At 71.7% G+C, this 24,222-nt stretch carries 22 protein-coding genes; 8 read left to right on the forward strand and 14 right to left on the reverse strand.

The features are described from left to right. Positions 1-25: 25 nt before the first annotated feature. The gene (locus E1286_RS11015) at positions 26-232 is read left to right on the forward strand and encodes a DUF397 domain-containing protein (protein ID WP_246074708.1); all 207 of its coding nucleotides are present in this window, start codon (positions 26-28) and stop codon (positions 230-232) included. A gap of 132 nt (positions 233-364) precedes the next feature. On the opposite strand, the gene E1286_RS11020 is transcribed toward E1286_RS11015, so the two are convergent. From E1286_RS11020 to E1286_RS11030, 3 genes are all read right to left on the reverse strand, one after another. Then, positions 365-3,592, reverse strand: a complete 3,228-nt coding sequence (locus E1286_RS11020; protein WP_132611358.1) for an ATP-binding protein — start codon at positions 3,590-3,592, stop codon at positions 365-367. 50 nt (positions 3,593-3,642) lie between these two features. Beyond that, positions 3,643-4,845: a cytochrome P450 gene (locus E1286_RS11025; protein ID WP_425464751.1), complete on the reverse strand. Its 1,203-nt coding sequence runs from the start codon at positions 4,843-4,845 to the stop codon at positions 3,643-3,645. 78 nt (positions 4,846-4,923) lie between these two features. Next, a complete protein-coding gene (locus E1286_RS11030) occupies positions 4,924-6,267 on the reverse strand; it encodes a hypothetical protein (protein ID WP_132611360.1) in 1,344 nt (447 codons plus the stop codon). 120 nt (positions 6,268-6,387) lie between these two features. Here E1286_RS11030 and E1286_RS11035 point away from each other — a divergent pair, with 120 nt between their 5' ends. Next, on the forward strand, positions 6,388-7,908 hold the full coding sequence (locus E1286_RS11035) for an FAD-dependent monooxygenase (protein WP_132611362.1): 1,521 nt from the start codon (positions 6,388-6,390) through the stop codon (positions 7,906-7,908). A 10-nt stretch (positions 7,909-7,918) separates the two neighbouring features. Here E1286_RS11035 and E1286_RS11040 read toward each other — a convergent pair whose 3' ends face one another. Beyond that, positions 7,919-8,329 (reverse strand): RpnC/YadD family protein, encoded by a 411-nt coding sequence (locus tag E1286_RS11040; protein ID WP_246074712.1) that lies wholly within the window; start codon positions 8,327-8,329, stop codon positions 7,919-7,921. 202 nt (positions 8,330-8,531) lie between these two features. Here E1286_RS11040 and E1286_RS11045 point away from each other — a divergent pair, with 202 nt between their 5' ends. Then, entirely contained in the window at positions 8,532-9,485 is a 954-nt protein-coding gene (locus E1286_RS11045) for an NAD-dependent epimerase/dehydratase family protein (RefSeq protein WP_132611364.1), read from the forward strand. A gap of 43 nt (positions 9,486-9,528) precedes the next feature. Here the strand turns inward: E1286_RS11045 and E1286_RS11050 are convergent, their stop codons facing one another. From E1286_RS11050 to E1286_RS11070, 5 genes are read right to left on the reverse strand one after another with little or no spacing between them, the layout of a single operon-like run. Then, a complete protein-coding gene (locus tag E1286_RS11050) occupies positions 9,529-10,812 on the reverse strand; it encodes an ABC transporter substrate-binding protein (protein ID WP_132611366.1) in 1,284 nt (427 codons plus the stop codon). A 5-nt stretch (positions 10,813-10,817) separates the two neighbouring features. Then, positions 10,818-11,831 (reverse strand): branched-chain amino acid ABC transporter permease, encoded by a 1,014-nt coding sequence (locus tag E1286_RS11055; RefSeq protein WP_132611368.1) that lies wholly within the window; start codon positions 11,829-11,831, stop codon positions 10,818-10,820. Further along, a complete protein-coding gene (locus tag E1286_RS11060; RefSeq protein WP_132611370.1) occupies positions 11,828-12,709 on the reverse strand; it encodes a branched-chain amino acid ABC transporter permease in 882 nt (293 codons plus the stop codon). Before E1286_RS11060 ends, E1286_RS11055 begins: the two co-directional genes overlap by 4 nt. Before the next feature lie 4 nt (positions 12,710-12,713). Next, the gene (locus E1286_RS11065; RefSeq protein ID WP_132611372.1) at positions 12,714-13,430 is read right to left on the reverse strand and encodes an ABC transporter ATP-binding protein; all 717 of its coding nucleotides are present in this window, start codon (positions 13,428-13,430) and stop codon (positions 12,714-12,716) included. After that, on the reverse strand, positions 13,427-14,185 hold the full coding sequence (locus tag E1286_RS11070; RefSeq protein WP_132611374.1) for an ABC transporter ATP-binding protein: 759 nt from the start codon (positions 14,183-14,185) through the stop codon (positions 13,427-13,429). The genes E1286_RS11065 and E1286_RS11070 overlap by 4 nt, the downstream gene beginning before the upstream one ends. A gap of 178 nt (positions 14,186-14,363) precedes the next feature. On the opposite strand from E1286_RS11070, the gene E1286_RS11075 reads away from it, so the two are divergent. Together E1286_RS11075 and E1286_RS11080 are read left to right on the forward strand one after the other, a co-directional pair. Continuing rightward, positions 14,364-15,728 (forward strand): PucR family transcriptional regulator, encoded by a 1,365-nt coding sequence (locus E1286_RS11075; RefSeq protein WP_132611376.1) that lies wholly within the window; start codon positions 14,364-14,366, stop codon positions 15,726-15,728. Beyond that, a complete protein-coding gene (locus E1286_RS11080) occupies positions 15,715-17,205 on the forward strand; it encodes a long-chain-fatty-acid--CoA ligase (protein WP_132611378.1) in 1,491 nt (496 codons plus the stop codon). The genes E1286_RS11075 and E1286_RS11080 overlap by 14 nt, the downstream gene beginning before the upstream one ends. Here the strand turns inward: E1286_RS11080 and E1286_RS51230 are convergent. Together E1286_RS51230 and E1286_RS11085 are read right to left on the reverse strand one after the other, a co-directional pair. Continuing rightward, entirely contained in the window at positions 17,183-17,311 is a 129-nt protein-coding gene (locus E1286_RS51230) for a hypothetical protein (RefSeq protein WP_281282653.1), read from the reverse strand. The two genes, E1286_RS11080 and E1286_RS51230, sit on opposite strands and share 23 nt — an antisense overlap. Next, on the reverse strand, positions 17,308-17,634 hold the full coding sequence (locus E1286_RS11085; protein WP_132611380.1) for a hypothetical protein: 327 nt from the start codon (positions 17,632-17,634) through the stop codon (positions 17,308-17,310). Before E1286_RS11085 ends, E1286_RS51230 begins: the two co-directional genes overlap by 4 nt. Positions 17,635-17,783: 149 nt before the next feature. Here E1286_RS11085 and E1286_RS11090 point away from each other — a divergent pair, with 149 nt between their 5' ends. Then, on the forward strand, positions 17,784-18,533 hold the full coding sequence (locus E1286_RS11090) for a sulfite exporter TauE/SafE family protein (protein ID WP_132611382.1): 750 nt from the start codon (positions 17,784-17,786) through the stop codon (positions 18,531-18,533). A gap of 3 nt (positions 18,534-18,536) precedes the next feature. On the opposite strand, the gene E1286_RS11095 is transcribed toward E1286_RS11090, so the two are convergent. The 3 genes from E1286_RS11095 to E1286_RS11105 form a co-directional block, all read right to left on the reverse strand. Further along, positions 18,537-19,772 carry a serine hydrolase domain-containing protein gene (locus E1286_RS11095; RefSeq protein ID WP_246074714.1) on the reverse strand — a complete coding sequence of 412 codons (1,236 nt, stop codon included), beginning with the start codon at positions 19,770-19,772 and terminating at the stop codon, positions 18,537-18,539. A 99-nt stretch (positions 19,773-19,871) separates the two neighbouring features. Next, entirely contained in the window at positions 19,872-20,570 is a 699-nt protein-coding gene (locus tag E1286_RS11100) for a hypothetical protein (protein ID WP_246074716.1), read from the reverse strand. 96 nt (positions 20,571-20,666) lie between these two features. Further along, positions 20,667-21,245, reverse strand: a complete 579-nt coding sequence (locus E1286_RS11105) for a TetR/AcrR family transcriptional regulator (protein ID WP_132611388.1) — start codon at positions 21,243-21,245, stop codon at positions 20,667-20,669. A gap of 82 nt (positions 21,246-21,327) precedes the next feature. Here E1286_RS11105 and E1286_RS11110 point away from each other — a divergent pair, with 82 nt between their 5' ends. Together E1286_RS11110 and E1286_RS11115 are read left to right on the forward strand one after the other, a co-directional pair. Next, positions 21,328-22,878 carry an MDR family MFS transporter gene (locus E1286_RS11110; RefSeq protein WP_397057731.1) on the forward strand — a complete coding sequence of 517 codons (1,551 nt, stop codon included), beginning with the start codon at positions 21,328-21,330 and terminating at the stop codon, positions 22,876-22,878. 106 nt (positions 22,879-22,984) lie between these two features. After that, positions 22,985-24,222 (forward strand): AfsR/SARP family transcriptional regulator (locus E1286_RS11115; RefSeq protein ID WP_132611390.1); only part of this gene is annotated, 1,238 nt, incomplete at its 3' end.

A 24,222-nucleotide genomic window follows, 5' to 3' on the forward strand; every position in this document is an offset into this window, starting at 1 on the left:
TTTATTTGAAAAGAGGTGGGAGCAAGTGAGTGAACCCGTCATCGACCCCAGATGGGGAGGGTGGCGCAAGAGTCGTCACAGCCTCGCGAACGGAGACTGTGTCGAAGTAGCGCTATTCACAGACGGCCGTGTCGGATTGCGGGATTCGAAGAACCCGTCGAACGGCATGCTCTTGCTGGCTGCGGAAGAGTTTCAGGATCTTCTGACCAGAATAAAACTAGCGGCTGTCTAAGAAGCTTCCGGGTGCCCTGAGTCGAGGTCACCCGGAAGCTCGGCCCCTCGTTCACCGCTGCCCCGGTCCACAGCTTTCTTCGGCGCATCGCGGCATTCTCTACTGCCGACTGCGTGCGCGACTTCGACGCCGTCACAGGTGCCAGGTGATGGGGTCCTGGGGCTGGTAGCGGCAGGTGGAGCCGGTGGAGATGGTGGCGCGCAGGTGGGCGGCCAGCTCGGGGTGGGCGCGGTCGAGTTTACGCAGCGAGTCGCGGATGCGGGCGGTGACGGTCTTGCGGGCGCGTTCGGCCTCGTCGCCCAGCCGTCGGGTACGGCCGCCGAGCCCCGCCGCGGCCCGCAGCTCGCCCAGCAGCGCCGCCCGCTCCCGGTCGAACGCCGCCGCCCGCTCGTCGTCGCCCAGCTCGGCCGCGCGGTCGATCTCGTCGTCCAGCTGTGACAGGCGGCGGCGGTAGCGGCTCCTGGCCTCGTCGTCCAGCACCTCGTCGCCGCCCATGCGGTGGGCCGCGACGACCACCTCACCGCCCTCCGGGGCGAGCAGGACCACGGCGGGCACGTCGTCGCCCGGCCGGCTCAGCAGCGTGTGCAGGTCGCGCAGCCCCTTGGCGTCGGGCACATGCGCCGCCCGCCCCGCGAACCGCAACGCCCACACCGCACCGTCTCTCCGGAACTCCCCGCCGCCGGGCGCGACCTCCCCGGACGGGGGCGTCCCGCCGTCGGAGGCCGACGATACGTGGTGATCGACCGGCGGCCGCTCGCCCGATGCAGAGGCCGCACCACCGGGGGCGGGCCGCGCATGTGGATCGCCGGCAGGCCGAGTGTCCTCCGGCGGGAGGCGATGCGCGGTGTCGGGGAGGCGGCGCATGCCGAGTTCGGCGGCCTCGCGGCGTACCCCCTCGAGCAGGGCCTGTGCCGTCCGCGCGTCGCCCGGTGCGCCGCGGGACAGCAGCGTCTCGGCGAGGTGGGCGCGCGCCAGCACCGACCACGGCCGCGCTCGCATGCGGTCGGCCGAGCGGTACGCCGCGGTGAGCTCCTCGACCGCCTCATCCCACCGCTCCTCGGCGGCGTCCACCAGGCCGAGCCAGAAGTCGTACGGCCCGGAGACCTCCCAGCCGAACAGCGACACCAGCCACCGCCCCCGGTGCGGCGCCAGCAGCGCCCGCGCCCTGGCGCACAGCTCGGCGTCCTGGGTGGCCACCGCCAGCTCGGCCTGCAGGCGCAGCCAGATCGGTTGGATCATGCCGGACGCGGGTTGTTCGTCGGCGGCGTGGCGGAGGGCGGCGTCGAGGTCGCCGGCGTGCACGGCGGTCAGCGCCTCGAGCAGCGGGACGCAGGGGTGAGCGGTGCCCCTGAGCTCGCGCAGCACCGCCTCCTGCTCCTCGATTTTGCCCTGCAGCGCCATCAGCGCCCAGCGGTGGTGTTCGAGCATGAAGACGAAACGGTCGTGCCACCCTCCGCGCGGAATACGCGCGAGCACCTCCTCGGCCTCGGCGAACCGCCCCGCGAGGCCCGCGATGATGCTCACGTCGACGTCGGTGGTCACGACGTGGTGGGGACGGTCGCTGCGCCGGCCTCTGTTGGCGTAGCGGCTGAACTCCTCCAGGTAGCGGGGGTCGCCCTGCTCGATCATCGCCCCCCAGCGCAGGGCGGTGGCGAAGTGTTCGAGGTTGTCGTCGGAGGTGCGCCGGGCCAGCTCGACCAGCTCGCTGGTCAGCGCCAGCCGCTCGGCGGCCGTGCCGGGACCCCAGATGATGTCGTGGTGGGCCCACAGGCTGAACGACAGCGCGTCGTCGTCACCGCCCTGTTTGGCCAGCGAGACGAGGTGGAGGACCAGGTCGAGCGGGAGACGTTCGTCGGGCACGGGGCCGCCGCCGATCAGCCGCCGGTGGGCCTCCCTGAGGTGGCCGAGGGCGGTGGCCAGGCCGTAGTGACTGTGGAAGATCAGCGCGACGCGGGCGGGCAGCTCGGGGTCGTCGGTGGTGCGGGCGATGCGGGCCACCTCGTCGAGGATCCGTCTCGCCTCGTCGAGGTGGCCCCGGTGGTGCAGCTCCACGCCGAGGTCGACCGCGGCCATGCCGCGCCGGCGCGGGCTCGCCGCGGCGCCCACGGCATAGGCCCTGCGCAGGTGGACGAGCTGCTCGTCGCCCGCGAACCGCCCGCCGGCCTCGCGTGCGGCGGCCAGCAGGAGCTCGACCGCCCGCTCCGGGTCGACGCGGTCACCGGCGAGGTAGGCGTGCCGCGCCAGCTCGCTGGGCAGGGCCGAGGCCTCCAGCGCGGCCAGGGCCGCGGCGTGCAGGTCGCGCGGGTCATCGAGGGAGTCGTAGAGGGTCTCACGCACCAGGCCGTGGGCGAACGCGAACACCCCGCCGCCACCGGCCACCACCAGCTTGGCCACGACGGCCAGCTCCAGCAGCCGGTCGACGTGGGCGACCGGCGCCCCGACGGCGGCGGCGAGCGCCTGCCGGTGGAACTCGCGGCCCAGCACGGCGGCGGCGGGCAACAGCTCGGCCACCGGCTGCGGCAGCAGGGACAGCCGGCGCAGCAGCGCGTCGCGCACGCCCGGGGCGATGACGTCGGCCGAGCCGCCGCTGCGCCACAGCCGCGCGGTCTGCTCGATGAAGAACGGGTTGCCGCCCGTGCGCAGATGAACCTGCTCGACCAGCTCCGACGGCGGGTCGAGGCCGGCGGTGCGGGTCATGAGGGCGGCGACGCCGGGCCGGTCGAGCCCGGTGAGCGTGATCGTGGTGGCCTTGGCGACGAGCGGCGACAGCAGGTCGCTCAGCGGGTGGTCGACCGGCTCGACCTCGGCGTCGCGGTAGGTGCCGACCAGCAGCAGCCGCTCGAACCAGGTCTGCCGCGCCGCGAACTCCAGCAGCCGCAGCGAGGCCGGGTCGGACGCGTGCAGGTCCTCGATGACGATCACGACCGGGCGGCGCTGGGCCAGCGCGACGAGGGCCGAGGTGACCGCGTCGAACAGCCGGAAGTCGTCGGCGGGAGCCTCCCCCAGCGGCGGCGCCTTCGCCTCGCCGAGCAGCGCGGCCAGGCTGTCGCCGCCCTCTGCCGTGGCCACCGCCCACTCCTCGGGGTCGGCGGCCCGCCGCAGCGCCCTGATGACCTGCACCCACGGCCAGTAGCCCGGCGCGCCGTCGGACTCCCAGCACGCGCCGCCGACCACGAGCGCGCCCCGCTGCCTGGCCTCGCCGGCTGCGCTGGTGACGAGCGTGGTCTTGCCGATGCCGGCCTCGCCGGTGACCAGCACCAGGCCGCCGTGGCTGACGACGACCCGGCTGATCTCGGCACGCAGGAGCGCGGCGGGGTGCTCCCTGCCGATCAGCTCGTGTGCCGCGAGGTCGATGGGCATGACCTTCGCACGCTATCCGGCGGGAACGACAATTCCCATCGACGCGGGCTCTACCAGGCCACCTTCAGCGACGACAGCCCGTACACGATGCTGAACGTGCGGAAGTCGGCGCCGTCCTCGACCGCGTGCAGGTCGGGGAAGCGCCGGAAGAGGGCCGGGAACGCGATCCGCATCTCCATGCGGGCCAGCGGGGCGCCGATGCAGTGGTGCACGCCGTGGCCGAACGCGAGGTGGCCCGGGGCGCCGCGGGTGAGGTCGAAACGGTCGGCGTCCGGCAGGAAGCCGGGGTCGCGGTTCGCGGCGGGCAGGGAGCAGATGACCAGCTCGCCGGCCGGGATGACCTGGCCGCCGACCTCGACCTCCTCGGTCGTGAGCTTGGTGGTGCCGTTGTTCACGATGCTGAGCCAGCGCAGCAGCTCCTCCACCGTGGCGTCGATCCGTTCGGGCTCCTGCTTCAGCAGGGCGAGCTGCTCGGGGTGGCGCAGCAGGGCGAGCGTGCCGAGGGAGAGCATGTTGGAGGTGGTCTCGTGGCCGGCGAACAGCAGCAGGCCGCCGATCCCGACCAGCTCGTCGGCGGACAGGTCGTCGCCGTGCTCGCGGACGAGCATGCCGAGCAGGTCGTCGCCGGGGTCGGCCTGGAGGCGGGCGACCAGGTCCACCATGTACGCGCGCTGCTCGAACTGGGCCTTCAGGCGGTCCTCACCAGGCGCCGTCATGTCGAGCATCCGGCCGGTACGGCGCTGGAACCCCTCCCGGTCCTCGTACGGCACCCCGAGCAGCTCGCAGATCACCAGCGACGGGATCGGCAGTGCGAACGCCGGCACCAGGTCGGTGGGCGACCCGGCGGCCTCCATGGCGTCCAGGTGGTCGTCGACGATGCTCTGGATCCGCGGCTCCAGGCGGCGCATCCGGCGGATGGTGAACTCGGCGGTCAGCATCCGCCGGAGCCGCGTGTGCTCGGGCGGGTCGACGCCGAGCAGGTTGCCCGCGCGGACCTGGGCCTTCTGCTCCTCGGTCATCGGGGGCGATCCGGGCAGCCGGGCGACGCCCTGCGGGGCGACCTTGAAGCGTTCGTGGTCGCCGAGCACCTCCCGGATGTCGGCGAAGCGGGTCACCAGCCAGGCGTCGTCGCCGAACACCGTCTTGATCCGCTTGACCCGCTCCTCGTCACGCGCCGCAGCCAGCTCGGGCGCGGGATCGAACTCCACCCGCCGCATGTGCAGCGGCATCGTGGTCTCGCTCAATGCAATCACCTGGATCCCGGGTTTTTGCGTAGCACGCTACTGATCCAGGCGTTGATCCACTAGTGCGATCTTCGACCGAAATGCGCCTCAGGCGGCCGCGTCCCACACGAGGAGGCGGTCCCACCATTGGCCGAGACGGTCGAGCAGGGCCGCGTCACGTCCGCCGCTCTCGACGTAGCCCACGACGGCGAGGCGGGAGTAGACCGCCGACATCGTGCCGCGCCCGGACCCGTCGAACCAGCCGCCGCGGCGGAAGTCCTCACCGCCCGTCGAGGGGAACGCGGCGCGTTCGAGGTCGATCCACGGGAAGCCGGCCGGCACGGGCAGCTGCACGGCCTCGATGAAGTCGTGGGTGTAGCGGATCTTGGCGTCCAGCCCTTCCCAGAACCTGGCCGGGTTCAGGACCTCCGGGCGGGGCGTGCCGGTCCAGTAGGCCTCGGCCCACGACGACGACCTCGGGACGGTCACCCGGTTGTCGCGTACGGCGCGGAGCACGCTGCCGAGCTGGGCGATCGCGTTCGGCGACCAGCCGTACGTGATGAGGTAGGGCTGCTCGCCGCCCTCGTCGCCGATGACGTACTCGGCCCCGTCGAGCGGGAAGCCGGCCGGGGCGCCCGCGTACACCAGGGCGGGGTCGATGGCGGTGGTGCCGAGCAGCTGCCGGGCGCCCGCGGCGGCGGCGTCGTTGTACGCGCCGTCGTGGAAGCGCCCGAAGCCCTTGGCCAGGGCTCTGATGGACTCGTACTGGTCGAGGGAGAGCATCGCGAGCGCCCAGGTGGAGATGTCCCAGGTGCCCATGCTGCCGTCGTCGCCGGTGATCAGATGGGGGAACGCGCCGGTGAAGCGCTCGGCCCCGAACCTGCCGGCCGCCTCCTGACGGGTGAACTGCAGCTGGACGAGCCGGTCGAGCAGCACGCGGGCGGCGGCGTCGAAACGCGCCGGATCGGCCTCGCCGCGTTCGAGCCGTCCCGCGTAGTCGACCAGGAGCTCGGCGCGGCCGGCGAGCGTGCGGATGTCGCCCGCCCGCAGCACGGCGTCGGGATCGGCGTCGAGCCGGTCCACGACGGACGCGGCGAACGTGTCCAGGTTGTCGCGCAGCTGGGCGTTCTTCCTGAGGAACGGGCTCTGCAGCAGCTGCTTGCCGATGTTCGCGCCCATGTACGCGGGCCGGCGGCCGAGCACGTACCGCAGGAGCGCCTCGGCGGTCTGGCGGTATCTGTCGTCACGTGTCACGTCGTAGATGGCGGTGTAGGCGGCGAGCGCGTGCTCGGCCCCCTCGAAACCGGCCTCGAGGAGGCGGCCGTCGGCGGCGATCTGGTTGTAGGCCCCCCTGACCTGCGGTGACGCGGTCGCGTGGGCGATGCCGGGAAGTGCCGCCCCGGCGGCGGCGAGAAGGGGTAACTGGAGAGCGTGGCGGCGAGACAGATGCACGGCCAATTCCTCATTTCCGGTCTGGTCCGAAATAGGAGGTTAGTGGGCCGTCGGTCCCGTCGGCAAGGGGTCGTCGCAGGCCCTACGACAGCGGGAACATGCCTGCCATCATGGGCGACCATGAACCTGGATACCCCGATTCCCACCTCGGTGCCCGTGTTGGTCGCCGGAGGAGGTCCCGTCGGTCTGGCGACCGCCGTGGAGCTGCGCCATCACGGCGTACGCTGCCTGGTGGTCGAGCCGCGCGCATCGGTGTCATGGCTGCGTCCGCGCGCGAAGACCACCTCGGCCCGCACCATGGAGCTGCTGCGCAGATGGGGGCTGGCGGAGACCTTACGCTCGCGGGCGCCGCTGCCGGTGTCGTGGTCTCAGGAGGCGGTCTTCGTCACCAACCTGCTCGGGCGGGAGATCACCCGGATCGGCGCCTGCTTCGGCCTCGACCTGGCGGGCTCCGACCTGGCCGCCGAGCCCGGCCAGCAGGCGCCGCAGCCGCTGGTTGAGGAGGTGCTGCGCGAGGCCGTCGGCGACGCGCTGCTGACGGGCTGGCAGGTGAGCGGCCTCAGCGAGGACGCCGACGGGGTCACCGTACGCGTCGCGCCTGCCGGGGGTGGTGAGGAGCGCGAGATCCGGGCCGAGTACGTCGTCGGCTGCGACGGCCCGCGCAGCGTGAGCCGGGCCGCCATCGGCGCCCGCTACGAGGGCCGCCAGGACGAGCGGCCCAACTTCAACATCGTCTTCCGCGCCCCCGGGCTCGCCGAGCGCATCCCGCACGGGCCCGCCGTGCACTACTGGGTGCTCGACCCGGCCCAGCCCGGCATCGTCGGCCGCCTCGACCTCAAGGAGACGTGGTGGTGTATCGCGCAGGGCGTGCGGGCGGAGAACGCCGACCCCGTACGGTTGCTGCGCACCCTGGCCGGCGCCGACATCGACGTGGAGATCCTGGCCACCGACCCGTGGACCGCGCGGATGTTGCTGGCGGACCGGTACGCGAGCGAGCGGGTGTTCCTGGCCGGCGACGCGGCCCACCAGAACCCGCCCTTCGGCGGCCACGGCTTCAACACCGGCGTCGGGGACGCGGTCAACATCGGCTGGAAGCTGGCCGCCGTGCTCAAGGGCTGGGCGCCGGCCCGGCTGCTGGCGACGTACGAGAGCGAGCGCCGCCCGATCGCCGCCGACACCATCGAGGCCGCGGCCCTCAACATGGCCACGGGCGCTCCCGAGCTGGCCGACCCTTCGCTGATGGGCGACGCGGCGGAGTTCGAGAAGGTCCGTCCGGCCGTCGCGGAGGCCGTGCTCCGGACCAAGGACAGCGAGTTCCACAGCCTCGAGCTGGTGCTCGGCTACGCGTACGTGAACTCGCCGATCGTCTTCCCGGGCGCGGGCGAACGTCTCCCCCACCGCTGGCTCGCCCCCGGCGCCTCCCTGTACGACCACCTCGGCCCCGGCTTCACCCTGCTCGGCGACCAGAACTCATCGGAAGCCGCCGTGGTGACCGCCGAGGCCCGCGCCCTGGGCGTCCCCCTCCACGTCGCCGACCTTCCGGACGAACCTCTCACCCTCGTCCGCCCCGACCAGCACGTCGCCTGCCGCGGCTCCGTACCAGCAGGCGCCCTCCGCCACTCCCTCGCCCACGACCTCTGACAGCGGGAGATCAGCCCGCGTCGTCGAACAACTCCTCAAGACCCTGAACGGTGGCGGCGCGGGCGATCCACGTCTCCAGCTGCGCGAGATCCGCGCACGAGGTGATCCGCGCCCGCGCCTCCTCCGGCACGTCGATCCCACGAGCACCGAGCACCAGCAGCAGCGCCTTGGCCTCGCCTTCCGCCTTGCCTTCCGCCTTGCCTTCCGCCTTGCCTTGACCGTAGTGCTCACGAGCGAAGGGGCTGTAGACCGGCCAGGCAGTGGACGTCATGATTTCCTCCATGAGGCGGCGGATCTCGGGCGAGGACATGCTGTACGCGTATTCATAGTACTTCGGAGAGTGTTCGTCGGGACTGTCGGAGAGCGCTACGGCGAACGCTTCGATCACCTTGCGGTTGCGGCCGTGAACCATGACCGACATGGCCGACAGCCCCAGCTGGGTGGCACCTGCTGCGCTCCCCGGGCCAATGCGCGCCGGCTCATCGCCTCCTACCAGAAGGCCCTGGAGGGCCGGCCACGAGATCCGTGGCCTCATCGACCCCGACGAGCGTCGTAGAACCGTTCTTCATTCCTGAGGGCTGGGAGGAGTCTCTCCGGCCGGTGGGGCGGTTTACGCTGGCGGCATGCGTGTTGTGGTGATTGGCGGTAGTGGGCATATCGGGACGTACCTCATCCCCAGGTTGGTCGAGGCGGGGCATGACGTCGTCAACGTGAGCCGGGGGAAGCGGGAGCCGTACAGTCCGCATGGGGCCTGGCAGCGGGTCGCGACGGTGACGGCCGATCGGGAGGCCGAGGAGGGTGACGGGACGTTCGGGCGGCGGATCGCCGAACTGGAGGGCGACGTCGTCATCGATCTGATCTGTTTCACGGAGGACAGTGCGCGGGCGCTGGCCGAGGCGTTGAGCGGGAAAGTCCGGCACTTCTTGCATTGCGGGACGATCTGGACGCATGGCCCGAGCACGCAGGTGCCGACGCCGGAAGACCGCAGGAAGCGGCCCTTCGGTGAGTACGGGATTCGGAAGACGGCCATCGAGGCGTACCTGCTGGACCGGGCCCACCGCGACGGTTTCCCGGTCACGATCATCCATCCGGGGCACATCACCGGTCCGGGCTGGGTGCCGGTCAACCCGGCCGGCAACGTGAACCCGGCCGTCTTCCAGACGCTGGCCGACGGCGAGGAGCTGGCGCTGCCCAACTTCGGCATGGAGACCGTCCAGCACGTGCACGCCGACGACGTGGCCAGGCTGTTCATGGACGCCATGGCGAGCCGCTCGGCCGCGGTCGGCGAGAGCTTCCACTCCGTCGCCACCACCGCCCTGACGCTGCGCGGGTACGCCGAGGCGGTGGCGGGCTGGTTCGGCCGCGAGGCGAACCTGACGTTCCTGCCCTGGGAGCAGTGGCGGGCCACGGTGTCCGAGCGGGACGCGGAGATCACCTACGACCACATCGCCCACAGCCCTAACTGCTCGATGGAGAAGGCCGAGCGGCTGCTGGGCCACCGGCCCAGGTACACGCCGCTCGAAGCCATCTCCGAAGCCGTCGACTGGCTGGTCAGGGCCGGCGAGATCACTCGGTAGTGGGGGCCGAGCTCCTTCGACCGGCTGGTCAGGGCCGAGGTGATCACTCGGTCGTAGGCGGGCCGAACTCAGCGCGGGTGTCGATCACCTCGCCGAACAGCTCCCACCGCTCGCCCTTGAACTCCATGAGCTGCATCGACTCGATCGGGAAGCCGTCGTCGGGCCCGGTCTTCATGGTGATGCCGGGCAGCAGCATGGGCACCTCGACGTTGTTCAGGTTGCGCACGGAGTCGCGCAGGCCCTCACGGGTCGGGCAGGCCACCGCGTCCATGGCCTTGTGGAAGCTGCTCGCCGCCGCCCAGCCGAAGGCGTGGTAGGGGATGTTCGGGTCCTTGCCGGCGGCGTACTGCTGCATCTTCTGCTTGTACAGCTTCATCTCCGCGTCGTCGTCCCACGTCGGGTCGTTCGGGTCCTTGTAGTACGTGGCGGACATGACGCCCTGGACGTTCTCGAAGCCGACGGGTTCGAGGACGGTGCGGGAGGCGGCGACGTTGTTGACGATGTGCAGCGGGTTCCACTTGGTGTTCTTGGCGTCCGCGGCCAGCGCCAGCGCGCCGAACTTGGGCGTGGTGATGTTCAGGAAGACGTCCGCGCCCGACCCGGCGAGGTTGCCCATCTGGGCGTCGACGGTGGGGTCGGCGACCTCGTAGCTCTCCTCGGCCACGACCTGGATCCCGGTGCCCTCGATGGCCTTCTTGAAGCCGCCGAGCAGGTCCTTGCCGAAGTCGTCGTTCTGGTAGAGCGCGGCGACCTTGGCGTCGGGCCTCTCCTCCTTGAGGTACTGCGCGTACACGCGGGCCTCGGAGACGTAGTCGGGCTGCCAGCCGATGGTCCACGGGTGCTCGGTGTTGGAGCCCCACTGGGAGGCGCCGGTGGCGACGAAGACCTGCGGCACCTTGCGCTGGTTGGTGTAGTCCCAGACCGCCGTGGTCGACGGGGTGCCCAGCGTCTGGAACAGGGCGAAGACCTGCTCCTGCTCGACGAGCCTGCGGGCCTCCTCGACGGCCTTGGGCGGGCTGTAGCCGTCGTCGCGCACGACGAACTCGACCTTGCGCCCGTCGATGCCGCCCTGCTCGGCGTTGACGTAGTCGAAGTAGGCCTTGATGCCCGTCGGGATGTCGCCGTAGGCCGAGGCGGGGCCGGACAGGGGGTAGATGCCGCCCAGCTTGATGCTGGTGTCGGTGGTGCCGGTGGTCTGCTGGCCCGCGCACTGGCCCGCCGCGGCCGTTCCCCCTCCGGTCGCGGTCTCACCGCCGCTGTCCCGTCCCCCGCAGGCCGCGACGGCGAGCAGGAGCAGCGCCGTGCAGCCGATCGCAGATACTCGCATCCCTTTTACTCCTTCTTCCGGGGAATCTTCTTGATCAGGCGGCCGGCGAGACCGGCCAGGCCCGTCGGGGCGACGTACATCACCGCGATGATCAGCAGGCCGAAGATGACGCCGGGCGCGGCGTCGTTGATGTCCTGCGAGATGCTCGGTACGAACATCACGAACAGACCCCCGAGCACCGGTCCCGACAGCGAGCCGAGCCCGCCGACGACGATGCCGGCCAGCAGGTTGATCGACAGGTTCACCGTGAACGAGTCAGGCGAGACGAATCCGATCACCCACGTGTAGACGGAGCCCGCGACGCCGGCGAGCATGGCACTCCAGGCGAAGGCGAGCGTCTTGTAGAACGAGAGCCGCACGCCCATGACCTCGGCGGCGATCTCGTTGTCCCTGACGGCGTGCAGCGCCCGCCCGACGCGCGACCGCAGCAGGCTGGCGACCAGCAGGAACGTGCCGACGGCGACGATCAGCGCGATGAAGTAGAGCCACTGGTCCTCGGCCAGCCCGGTCCAGGCGGGCGGCTGCGGCTTGGCCAGGGTCAGGCCCATGGACCCGCCGGTCAGCTCCTCGAACCGCTTGAGCAGCGGCACCAGGAAGATCGCGATGGCGAGCGTGACGAGCGCCAGGTAGAGGCCGCGCAGCCGCATGGCCGGCACGCCGAGCCCCAGCCCGATCAGGAACGCCACCGCGGCCGCGACAGGCAGGGTCAGCGGGTACGGCAGCGCCGCCCGTTCCATGAGGATGGCCGCGGTGTAGGCGCCGATGGCGAAGAAGGCGCCGTGGCCGAGCGAGATCTGACCGGCGTGGCCGACCAGGAGGTTGAGCCCGAGCAGCGCCACCGCGTACACCAGCACCATGGTGAGCTGGAAGACGTAGAAGGGGGCGAGCTGGAACGGCGCGTAGACCGCCAGCACGAGGAGCACGGCGAGCGCGCCCCACCGCCACCGGGTGGCGGCCGGCGTCTTGACCGTCGCGGGGGGCGCCGAGGTCTTCTCGTCCGTCTTCGTGGATTCGGTCATGCGCGTTCCACCGCCGCTCGTCCGAAGAGTCCCTGGGGCCGCAGCAGCAGGACGGCGAGAATGATCAGCAGGGGGACGCCGATCTTGAGGTCGGATCCGATGAAGCCGACGTACGCCCCGGCGAGAGTCTCGGCGACGCCCACGATGAGCCCGCCGATGACGGCTCCCACAGGGCTGTCGAAGCCGCCGAGCGTGGCCGCGGCGAAGGCGTAGATGAGGACGCCCGCCATCATGTTGGGTTCGAGGAAGAGCAGCGGCGCGACCAGCACTCCTGACACGGCGCCGACGGTGGCGGCCAGGCCCCAGCCGAGCGCTAGCGTCCAGCCGACGCGGATGCCGACCAGCCGCGCAGAGGCGGGGTTGGTGGCCACCGCCCGCATCCCGAGCCCGATCTTGGTGTGCTGGAAGAGCAGGTAGAGCAGGCCCATGACCAGCCCCACCACGCCGAGCACGCCGAGCGTGGAGAAGTTCACGGTAACGGCGCCCAGTTCGAGCGCGCCGCCGGGGAAGGGGTTCGGGAAGTCCTTGATGAGGAAGGTCCAGATCCAGCCGGCGGCGGCGTTGACGAAGATGAACAGCCCGACGGTGACGATCACGATGGTGAGCTCGGGCGCTCCCTCGACCGGCCGGATGACGATCCGTTCGATGAGCATCCCGCCGGCGAACGAGACGACCAGCGTGATGACGAGCGCCAGCCAGAACGACACCCCGGCGGCCACCAGCGTCCAGGCGATGTACGTGGAGAACATGGCCAGCTCGCCCTGGGCGAAGTTGACGATCCCGGTGAACTGATAGATGAGCACCAGGGCCAGCGCCAGGCTTGCGTAGATGGCGCCCGCGCCCAGCCCGGTGACGATCTGCTGGAGGAATCCGGCCATCGCGCTACACCCGGTACCCGAGGTAGGACTGCGCGACCTGCTCGTCGGCCCTGATCTCCTCGGCCGTCCCGGACAGGACGATCCGCCCGGTCTCCAGGACGTGCGCCTGCTGGGCGATGCCGAGAGCGAGATGGGCGTTCTGCTCGACGACGACCACGGTGGTCTGCTCCTCTGCGTTGATGGCCTGGACGATGCGGAACAGCTCCCGGGTGACCAGCGGGGCCAGGCCGAGCGACGGCTCGTCGAGCAGCAGCAGCCGGGGCCGCAGCATGAGCGCCCGGCCGAGGGCCAGCATCTGCTGCTCGCCGCCGCTGAGACTGCCGGCCTCCTGCTTGAGCCGGGTCTTCAGTACCGGGAAGTACGTGAAGATGCGGTCGAGGTCGGCCTCGATCTCGGCCCGCCCGCGCCGGACGAACGCGCCCAGCCGCAGGTTGTCCTCGACGGTCAGCGGCATGAACGTGCCGCGCCCCTCGGGCACGTGGGCGACGCCGAGCCGGGCGACGGTGTCGGGCGAGCGCCCGGCCAGCTCCGTGCCGCCGAGCGTGGCCGTGCCGCGCGTCCTGACCATGCCGGACAGGGCCCGCAGCAGTGTCGTCTTGCCGGCGCCGTTGGGGCCGAGGATCGCGCAGACCTCGCCTTGCTTGACGCCGAAGCTCACGCCGTGCAACACGCGGACGTCGCCGTACCCGGCGACCAGGCCGTCCACCACGAGGTCGCTCATGCCGCCGTCCCCAGGTACGCCTCGATGACGGCCGGGTCGCGCTGGACCTCGGCCGGCGGCCCTTCGGCGATCTTCCGGCCGAAGTCGAGGCACACGATGCGCTCGCAGATGCCCATGACGAACCCCATGTGGTGCTCCACCACGACCACCGTCAGGTCGTACTCGGTGCGGATGGCGCCGAGCGTGCCGGCGAACTCCTCGACCTCGGAGGAGTTGAGGCCGTTCACCGGCTCGTCGAGGAGCAGCAGGCGGGGACGGCCGATGAGCGCGCGGGCCAGCTCGACGCGCTTGAGTGTGCCGAACGGCAGCCCCGTCGCCGGATGGTCGGCCACCGCCGCAAGGCCCAGCCGCTCCAGCACGGCGTCGGCGTCCTCGCGCAGCGAGCGCTCCTCGCGGCGCACCCCGGGCAGCCGCAGCGCGGCCGAGACGAAGCCGGCGCGCCCCCGGTGGTGCGCGCCGACCAGCACGTTGTCGCGTACGGACAGGCGCGGGAACAGGCCGAGGTTCTGGAACGTCCTGGCGATGCCGAGACCGGCGATGGCGTGCGGGGCCAGGGCGGTCAGGTCCCGGCCCTCGTAGGCGATGGTGCCCGAGTCGGCGTCGTAGCGGCGGGTCAGGCAGTTGAACAGGGTGGTCTTGCCGGCGCCGTTCGGGCCGATGAGCCCCACCATCTCACCGCGGCCCACCCCGAACCCCACGCCGTCCAGCGCGGTGATGCCGCCGAAGCGAACAGTAAGATCATGCACCTCCAGCATCCGGCCTCCTGGAGAACAATGTTCTGAATTGCGCTCAGCGTAGGAGCCGCCCGTCACGGGCCGCATTGGGCACGGTCACCCAAGATGTTTCAGGCGAGTTGTCCTCTGAGCACAGCGTCTGTCTCGGACCGGTTACGACCCGTTGACCGCCCGGCAACGGGCATGGATCATCCCGGGCATGTCCACTGGTTCGCGTACCGTGGAAGCCGCCGTACGCGCGGAACGCACCCGCATCCTCTCCGAGCTGCTCGACGATCTGGCGAAGCTGGCCGACACCGCCGTCGCGACGATGCGCGAGGAGATCCCCGCCTACGAGGCGCAGGGGCCTGCCTTCCACGCCGACGTCCGCGACCAGGTGGCCAGGCACTACCGGGCCAAGCTCGGCGTGCTGCTGGAAGAACGCACGGTGACCTACGAGGACATCGCCTTCACGCGGCGGGCCGCCATGCGCCGGGCCAGGGCCGGGATGGCGCTGGCCGACTACATCAACGCCTTCCGGGTCGGGCAGCAGGTGTTCTGGGAGGCGGTGGTCGAGCGGGCCGGGCACACGTACGCCGGGCGCGAGGCGGCGCTGGCCCTGGCGACTCCGCTGATGCGCTACTGCGACTTCGCCAGCACGCACGCGGCCAACGCGTACATGGAGTTCCAGCAGTACGCCGCCGCCGAGGCCGTGCGGGAGAGCCGCGACCTGCTGGAGACGCTGCTGGCCGGGGCCGTGCCCACCCGGGGCAGGGAGCTGGCCGCCGCGCAGGCGCACGGCCTGGCCCCCGACGCGCGCACGCCGCTGCTGGTGGTGACCGCGGTGCTGGCCGGGCCGCCCAACGAGGTGATGACCGGCCCCGACCGAGGCGCCGACGCCCGGCACGCCGCCTGCGCGGCCATCGCCAGGACCGGCGGGAACGGCACCCGCACCCTGTCGGTCGTGCGGCAGTCGGAGATCGTGGCCATCCCCGTGCTCGGCCCCGGCACCGCTCCCGAGGAGCTCTGCGACCGGCTGCAGGGGGTGCTGGACAGCCTGGCCGCCGAGGGCGTCCGGCTCGCGATGGGCATCAGCACGGTGTCGTTCGGCACCGCGCAGATCCCGCAGGCGTACCAGGAGGCCAGGGCCGTGCTCGACTTCGTGCCTGAGGAGGGCGGGGTGGCGGCGCTGCCGCGGATCACGCCGTTCCAGTATCTGGCGCTGAAGGCCGACGACACCGCCCGCCACCTGGTGGACCCGCGCATCACGGCGCTGCTGGCGGAGGACCGCGCGCGCGGCGGCGTGCTGACCGCCACGATCAGGGCGTTCGCCGCCGCCGACCTCAACCTGCGGGCCGCGGCCGAGCGGCTGCAGATCCACCCCAACACCGCCCAATACCGCTTACGCCGGATCCAGGAGCGCACCGGGCGGAGTCTGCGGTCGATCAACGATCTCGTCGAGCTGCTCGTCGCGATCGCGTTGCAGGACTCGCTCCCCACCAATGCCGGCCGGGAAAGACTGGCGACCGCGACCAATGAGGGCCGTGGGAGAGCGGACGTACGGTCTTCCCATGAACCTCGCTGACCGGCTCCAGGCGGCCGCCGAACGGCTCGGCGGCAGGGCGGTTCTCACACTGGACGAGGCGGAGCTCACCTACGGCGCGCTCGAGGAGCTGAGCGCCCGCCTGGCGGGACTGCTGCGGTGCCGCGGGATCGGCGCCGGCGACCGGGTCGCGATCATGTTGCCGAACGTGCCCGAGTTCGGCGTCGTCTACTACGGGGTGCTGCGGGTGGGGGCCGTCGTGGTCCCGCTCGACCCGCTGCTGAAGCGGCGTGAGATCGCCGCGTACCTGGGGGACTGCGGGGCGCGGCTGCTGATCGCCTGGCACGCGTTCGCGGAGACGGCCGAGGCCGGCTCGGCGGGCACGAAGGCCGACTGCTTCTTCGTGGTGCCGGAGGAGTTCCGGCGGTTGCTGCGCGGCGTGCCGGCCGAGCGGGAGATCGTCTCCATGGCGCCCGGCGACACCGCGGTCATCCACTACACCTCCGGCACGACCGGGCGGCCCAAGGGCATCGAGCTGACCCACGCCAACCTCGGCGGCAACGCGGCCACGGTGGCGCGCATGCACGCGCTCGGCGTGGACGACGTGGTGCTGGGGGCGCTGCCGCTCTACCACACGTTCGGGCAGACGTGCTCGCTGAACGCGACCGTGCGCGCGGGCGCGCGGCTGACACTGCTGCGGCGCTTCGAGGCGGGGCGGGCGCTGGAGGTGATCAGGCGCGACGGGGTGACGGTCTTCCAGGGCGTGCCGACGATGTTCATCGCGCTGCTCGACCATCCGGGCGCCTCCGACATGTCGATGCTGCGGGTCTGCGCCTCGGGCGGGGCGGCGCTGCCGCTCGACGTGCTGCGCGCGTACGAGGCCCGGTTCGGCTGCGAGATCGTCGAGGGGTACGGGCTGAGCGAGACCTCCCCGGTGAGCGCGACCAACCGGGGCGGCCGGAACCGTCGCCCCGGCTCGATCGGCTGGCCGATCAGGGGCGTCGAGATGAAGGTGATCGACGAGGAGGGCCGCGAGACGCCCACGGGCGAGATCGGCGAGATCGTCGTGCGCGGTCCCAACGTCATGAAGGGCTACTGGAACGACCCCGAGGCCACCGCCGAGGCCGTCCGCGACGGCTGGTTCCACACCGGCGACCTCGGCCGGGTCGACGAGGACGGTTACTTCTTCCTGGTCGACCGCCGCCGCGACGTGATCATCCGCGGCGGCTACACGGTCTACCCGCGCGAGGTCGAGGAGGTCCTGTACGAGCACCCGGCGGTGCGGCAGGCCGCCGTCATCGGCGTGCCGCACCCGGAGCTGGGCGAGGAGATCGAGGCCGTGGTGGCCCTGCGGGCGCCGGTGAGCGACGGCGACCTGCGCGACTTCGTGCGGGAGCGGGTGGCGGCGTACAAGTATCCGCGGCACGTGTCGTTCGTGGACGAGCTGCCGATGAGCGCCACGGGGAAGATCCTCAAGCGCGCCCTGGCCCGCCCGCTCAGAACCGGTACGTCCGGGTGACCGCGACGAGGCCGCCGTCCTCCCGGGTCGCGGCCACCAGGCTCGGCGGGCCGGGGACGTAGCCGGGGACCGCGTCCAGGCCGTCGGTCTCGGAGATCGCCGTCACCCGGAAGCCACCCGTCCCCTGGACGCGCAGGGTGATGACGGCGCCGCTCGGCGGCAGCCCGCGGAAGCGGACCTCGCCCGCCCCGCCAGGTAGCCACGGGCCTGGGCGGAGGCCGGGCTGCCGATCGGACGCGGCCGGGTGGCGAACCGCTCCAGGTGGCGCAGCGCCCGTTCGGCGCTGAACTCCGCGGCCGGGGCCGAGGCGGGCAGCGGCCGCATCGCGCCGTCCGCGAGCGCGGTCAGCACGATCACGGCGGCGAGCGCGAGCAGCGCCAGGACCCCCGCCAGGAGACGGCGGGGTACGTCGATCAACTTCTCCGTCATGGCGGGCAGCGCTAGGCTCGCGGTGCCACCGCCCGGAACGATGCCTGCGCCCGCTGCTGGCTGCGGTTTTCCTCAGGGCATGTGGCCAATGTCTCATATGGCGGCACGGAACGTCTTACTACTCAAGACATGCCCTAGAGTCCGTGACCATGACACCCTGGGAGATGGTCGCGGTGGTCGCGGCCGGCGTCGCGGGCGGAGCCATCAACACCGTGGTCGGCTCCGGGTCGCTGATCACGTTCCCCACGCTACTCGCCGTGGGGCTGCCGCCGATCACCGCCAACGTCTCCAACAACATCGGCCTGGTGCCCGGCGGGCTGGCCGGCGTCGCCGGTTATCGCGCCGAGCTGGCGGGCCAGCGGGCGCGGCTGCTCCGGCTGGCGCCCGCGTCCGTGGCGGGCGCGCTGGCCGGCGGGGTGCTGCTGCTCACCCTTCCTGAGGGTACGTTCACGGCGGTCGTCGCCGTGCTCATCGCGATCTCCTGCGCGCTCGTCGTGATCCAGCCCAGGCTGAGCGCCCTGCTCGCGGCCCGGCCGCGGCGCGAGCACGGCGGCCCGTGGCTGTGGCTGGGTGCCCTCGCGGCCGGCGCGTACGGCGGCTACTTCGGCGCCGGCCAGGGCATCCTGCTCATCGGCCTGCTGGGCATCCTGCTCAACGACGGCCTGCAACGGCTGAACGCGGCCAAGAACGTGCTCGTCGTCCTGGTCAACGGCACGGCCGCCATCCTGTACACGCTCGTCGCCGACGTCGACTGGCTCGCGGTGCTGCTGGTGGCGCTGGGCTCGATCGCCGGCGGCTTCCTCGGCGCCCGCTTCGGCCGCCGCCTTCCCGCCCCGATGCTGCGCGTTGTGATCGTCTGCATCGGCGTCATCGCCGTCACCCAGCTCCTCACCGGGTGAGCGTCAGAAGTAACGGGGGAACAGGTCGGTGGCCGGCCAGGTGGTGACCTTGCCGATCTCGGCGTTGATCCGCGGGCTCAGCACGTTGAAGTCGGGCGACCCGGTCTCCTCCCGCCGGTTGAAGATCGCGGCGTAGGTGAAGCCGTTCTGCAGCCGGGCGGTGTAGCCGTAGGTGCCGGGCAGCGATCCGTCGTGCCAGGTGTTGAGGTGGCCGGTCACCTGACGCACCCACAGGCCGGCGCCGTACCACGAGCCGCTCTCCGTGACGCCGGTCTCCGGTTGGGCCAGCATCCTGCCGATGGAGGTGGAGTTCAGCACCGCGCCGGGCGCGTCGAGCACCCGCGCGAAACGCACCAGGTCGACGGCCGAGGCCAGCCAGCCGCCACCCGGGCCGCGGTTCTCCATGCTGAACGCGCCGTACGGCGCCGGCACCACCGTGCCGGAGGCGTCCGTGACGGTCCTGCTGGTGGCGGCCGACTCGTAGACCACCTCGCCGGGCGCGGCCTGCGCCTTGAGGGTACGGCCGAGCCGCAGCCGGCTGATGCCGACGGGCGCCAGGATCTTCTGCCTGACGTACGACTCGTAGCTCATGCCGGAGACCTTCTCGACGATCATGCCGAGCAGCATGTAGCCGTAATTGCTGTAGGCGTACCTGCTGCCCGGGGTGAAGTCGAGGGGGCGGCTGCCGGCGTACCGGATGATGTGGTCGCGCGTGATCGGCAGGGAGACGCCGAGGGACCTCGCGATGGTGTGGTCCATGTAGAGGTAGTCGCCGGAGATGTCGCGGTCCCAGCCGCCGGTGTGCTGCAGCAGCCGCCACACCGTCACGTCCGCCAGCCGGGCGTCGGCCGCGGTGGACAGGCCGAGCAGCGCGGCGACGGACGTCCCCAGGTTGAGCGCGCCGTCCTGGGCCAGCCTCATGGTCGCCACGGCGGTGATGTGCTTGCTGAGACTCGCGACGCGGAACAGCGAGGTCGGCGACACCGAGGGCACGGCCGGGTCGTCGCTGTAGCGGTAGCCCCTGGCCAGCACGAGCTTGCCGTTCTTCGTGATCGCCAGCTGCGCGCAGGAGATCTGGCGTTCCACGATGTACGTCTTCAGCACGTTGTCGAAGCCGGCGAGCGCGACAGGTGCCACGCCGGAGGCCTGGACCGTCGCGGCGAACGCCGGCCGCGAGGTGCCGAGCACGGCGGCGGGTAACGTCGCGGCACCGGCGGCGAGGAATCGCCTCCTGCTCATCTGTGTAGCGGAAGGCGACCGATCGGTTTTGGGCATGACCGTATTTCTAGCGGACGATGGCAGCAAATGTCCGAAGTTCCCCTGAATCGACCGTGACGCTCACCCGGCCATGCCGATGAGGAACGCCACGGGCACCAGGGCCGCGGTGAGCGCGACGGCCCACCAGCGGGGTGCGGGACCGTTTCGCAGGACGGTGACACCGAGCGGGACCAGTGCGACGGCGAGGCCCGTCAGGGCGGCCAGGGACAGCGGGTCGCTGCTGCCCTTGAGCACGCCGAGCGGCAGCGCGGCCGCCAGCGCCAGCGCGACGCACCTGACCGGCCCGAGCACCCGCGCCCGGTACGCGCCCACGGCCAGCACGATCCAGCCGCCCATGACGCAGACGTTGACCGCCTTGAACACGTGGAACGCCCCGTACGTGACCTCGACCACCCGCCGGGCTTCCGCCTGGCCGAGCGCGTCCACGAGTTGGAAGGCCAGATGGCTCACCCCGGCGTGGAACACCCGGCCGAACAGCCCGAGCAGCACCAGCGTCGCCCCCCACTGCGCCCACCCGGGATGTGTCCTGCCTGCCATCCGGGCCAGCGCGGTCACGGCGGGCCACAACAGCACGACGCCCGCCGCGTACAGACCGTACGAAAGCGCCATCCGCCCAGGATCGGCGTTGTAGGCGGCCAGCTGCCCGGGAAAGAAGTCGTCCTCGCCCGACCGCAGCAGCACCCCCGCGAGCAGCAGGAACGGCCCCAGCACCAGCCCCGTGCCCTCGGCCCAGCGTCCGGGGATCGCAGTGATCGTCATACCCGCCATCCAAGCCCCCGCCCGTCCGGCCGCACACGGGCGCTGGGGCGAGGACCCGTGGTAGACCCCGCACCAGTGCGGACGCCCGCTCGGGTTCTAGGCGAAGGGCTGGGCCATGTGGGTGAGGGTCTCCTCCACGACGTCGAGGAGGGTGCGGGCCTGGTCTTCCTCGGTCCACTTGTGGCTGGCCAGGCGCAGCGCGACCAGGACCGCCGCGGCCATGACGCGCGGCGGCACCGTGCTCTCGCGCTCGGCGATCGCGTCGGCGAGGTCGCGTTCGAGGGCGGCGAGGCTGGCGAGCTGGCGGGCCAGGATCGACGGATGGCGTTTGGCCAGGCGGGTGCGCAGCGCCCACTCCCGCTCGGGCTCCCCCATCTGGTGGTAGAGCTCCTGGACGGACAGGCGCAGCGCCTGCCAGGCCGTCAGCCCGGCGGGCTGCGAGCGGACCTGCTCCACCAGCCGGCGGATGCGCTGCTCCTCGCCGTAGAGCAGCGCGTCCTCCTTGCCGGAGAAGTAGTTGGAGAACGTCCGGCGCGAGATGTTGGCCGCGTCGGCGATCGCCTCGACCGTGACGGCGTCGAGCCCGTGCTCGACGACGAGCCGCAGGGCCGCCTCGTGCACGGCTTGACGGGTCTCGGCCTTCTTGCGTTCGCGCAGCCCCACGGTCGTGTCCATGATGCGGCTCATCCTACTCACTGGGAATATATGCTCAATGGGCAAAGTTGCTCAGTGCGCATATATTTACTGTGGAGGTTCTATGAACGCACCCCCGGAACAGATGAGTCACCGGCAGATCCTGGAGGCCCTCAGCGGGCTGCTGCTGGCGCTGTTCGTCGCGATGCTGAGCGGCACGATCGTGTCCGTCGCCCTGCCGCAGATCATCGGCGCGCTGAACGGCAGCCAGTCCCAGTACACGTGGGTCGTCACCGCGACGCTGCTGGCCTCCACGGCCTCCACGCCGATCTGGGGCAAGCTGGCCGACCTGTTCAGCAAGAAACTGCTGCTCCAGATCTCCATCGTGATCTTCATGGTCAGCTCGCTGGCGTGCGGCTTCGCCCAGGACACCGCGCAGCTCATCGCGTTCCGCGCGGTGCAGGGCATCGGCATGGGCGCCCTCCAGGTGCTGGTGCAGGTCATCATCGCGGCGATGATCACGCCGAAGGAACGCGGGCGCTACAACGGCTACCTCGGCGGCGTCATGGCCGTGGCCACCGTCGCCGGTCCGCTGCTCGGCGGGCTGATCGCCGACCAGCTGGGCTGGCGGTGGTGCTTCTTCATCGCGGTGCCGTTCACCGTGCTCGCCTTCGGGCTGCTGCAGAAGACGCTGCGCGTGGCCACCGTGCGCCGCGACGACGTCAAGATCGACTACGTGGGCGCCACGCTCATCGCCGCGGGCGTCAGCGTGCTGCTCATCTGGGTGACGTTCGTCGGCAACTCGTTCGACTGGCTGTCGTGGCAGACGGCCGCGATGGTGATCGGCGGGCTGCTCCTGCTCGGCGTGGCCACCTGGGTCGAGGCGGTCGTCAGGGAACCCGTCGTGCCGCTGCACGTCATCCGCCGCCGTACGCCGGCGCTCGCCATCCTGGCCAGCCTCGCGGTGGGCATGGCGATGTTCGGGGGGTCGGTCTTCCTGGGGCAGTACTTCCAGATCGGCCGCGGATACAGCCCCACCGAGGCAGGCCTGTTCACGATCCCGATGATGCTGGGCGTGCTGGTCTCGTCCACCGTCACCGGGCGCATGGTGTCGAAGAGCGGCAGCGTCAAGCCGTACATCGTGGTCGGGGCGATCGTGCTCACGATCGGGTTCCTCGGGCTGTCGACGATGGACCACGAGACCTCGCTGGTGTTCATCGCCGTCTCGATGGTGCTGGTCGGGGCCGGGGTCGGCATGTCGATGCAGAACCTCGTGCTCGCCATCCAGAACACCGTCCCGCTGCGCGAGCTGGGCGCCGCCAGCGGCGCGATCACCTTCTTCCGGTCGCTGGGCGGCACCATCGGCGTGTCCGTGCTCGGCGCGGTGCTGGCGAACCAGGTGGCGACGAGCATCGCGCAGGGCCTGGCCAAGATGGGCATCGACGCCTCGGGCGCGGCCGGCGGCGGCAGCACGCTGAACATCGCGGCGCTGCCCGAGCCGGTCAAGCTCGTCGTACGGGCCGCCTACGGCGACGCCACCGGGCACATCTTCCTCATCTCGGCGGCCATCGCCGTGGTGGGGCTGATCGCGACCCTGTTCCTGCAGCCGGTCAAGCTCCGTGACAGCCTCGACCTGCCCGCCCCGGCGCCGGAGGAGAAGTCGCCCGTCTCCTGAACGGGCAGGGTGTGCGAGCCCCGGCTGCGGACAGGGCTCGCACAAGATCATTTTCCCCGATCGGCAGAGGCGATTCGCCCGCGATCCGGGTGGGAGGATCGGGGTCGTGGAGTTCGGCATCCTTGGGCCGCTCGTGGTGCGGCCGTCCGGCGGCGAACCGGTCGCCGTGGGCGGCCCCCGTCCGCGCGCCGTGCTCGCGATGCTGCTGCTCGACGCCGGACGGCTGGTGAGCCTCGAACGCCTCATCGACGGCCAGTACGGCGACCGCCCGCCCGCCGGCGCGGTCAACGCCGTCCAGGCGCAGATCTCCCGCCTCCGGCGCGCTCTGCCGGCCGAGCTGATCGAGTTCCACGGCGCCGGTTACCGCCTGGCCGTCGACCGCGACGACGTGGACGCGCACCGCTTCGATCGGCTGACCCGGGAGGGGCGCGGGCTGCTGGCCGCGGGCCGGGCCGCCGAGGCCGCCGCCGTCCTGCGGGAGGGCCTGGGGCTGTGGCGCGGGCCGGCGTTCGCGGACGTGGCCGACGCGCCGTTCGCCGCGCCTCAGGCGCTGCGGCTGGAGGAGTCGCGGCTGGCGGCGGCGGAGGACCTGTTCGAGGCGGAGCTGTCCCTGCCGGACGCGCGGCCGGCGGCGGCGCTGCGGGAGCTGGTCACCGCCCATCCGCTGCGGGAACGCCCGCGCGGCCTGCTCATGCGGGCCCTGGACGCCGCCGGACGCCAGGCGGAGGCGCTCGCCGTCTACGAGGAGGGCCGGCGGCTGCTGGCCCGCGAGCTGGGCGCCGACCCCTCCCCCGAGCTGGCCGCCCTCCACCTGGAGATCCTTCGCGGCGAACGCCCGCAGGGGCCCAGGAGCTGGTCCGCTCCTCCCTCCCAGCTCACGAGCTTCGTGGGCCGCGAACCCGAGCTGGCCCACCTCGCCGGCCTGCGCGACGCCCGCCTGATCACCATCGTGGGCCCCGGCGGCACCGGCAAGACCCGCCTCGCCATCGAATCGCTCGCCCACTGTTTTCCATGGGCGAAGCCCTCGAACCACGCCCCCCGTCCACACCAGACCCCCTCCACTCGTGGCGTCTGCTTCGTGGACCTCGGGGTGGTCGAAGGCGGTGGGCGGGTGGCGGAGGCGGTGCTCGCGGCGCTCGGGCTGCGGGAGCCCGCGCTGCGCCCGCTCACCACGGCCGGTCCCGACCCCGTCGAACGGCTCGTCGCGGCGCTCGCCGGTCAACGCCTCCTGCTCGTCCTGGACAACTGCGAACACGTCGTCACCGAGGCCGCCCCCCTCGCCCGCCGCCTGCTCGCCGACTGCGCCGGCCTGACGATCCTGGCCACCAGCCGCGAGCCTGTCTC

Source organism: Nonomuraea terrae (assembly GCF_004348995.1).
Lineage (GTDB): Bacteria > Actinomycetota > Actinomycetes > Streptosporangiales > Streptosporangiaceae > Nonomuraea > Nonomuraea terrae.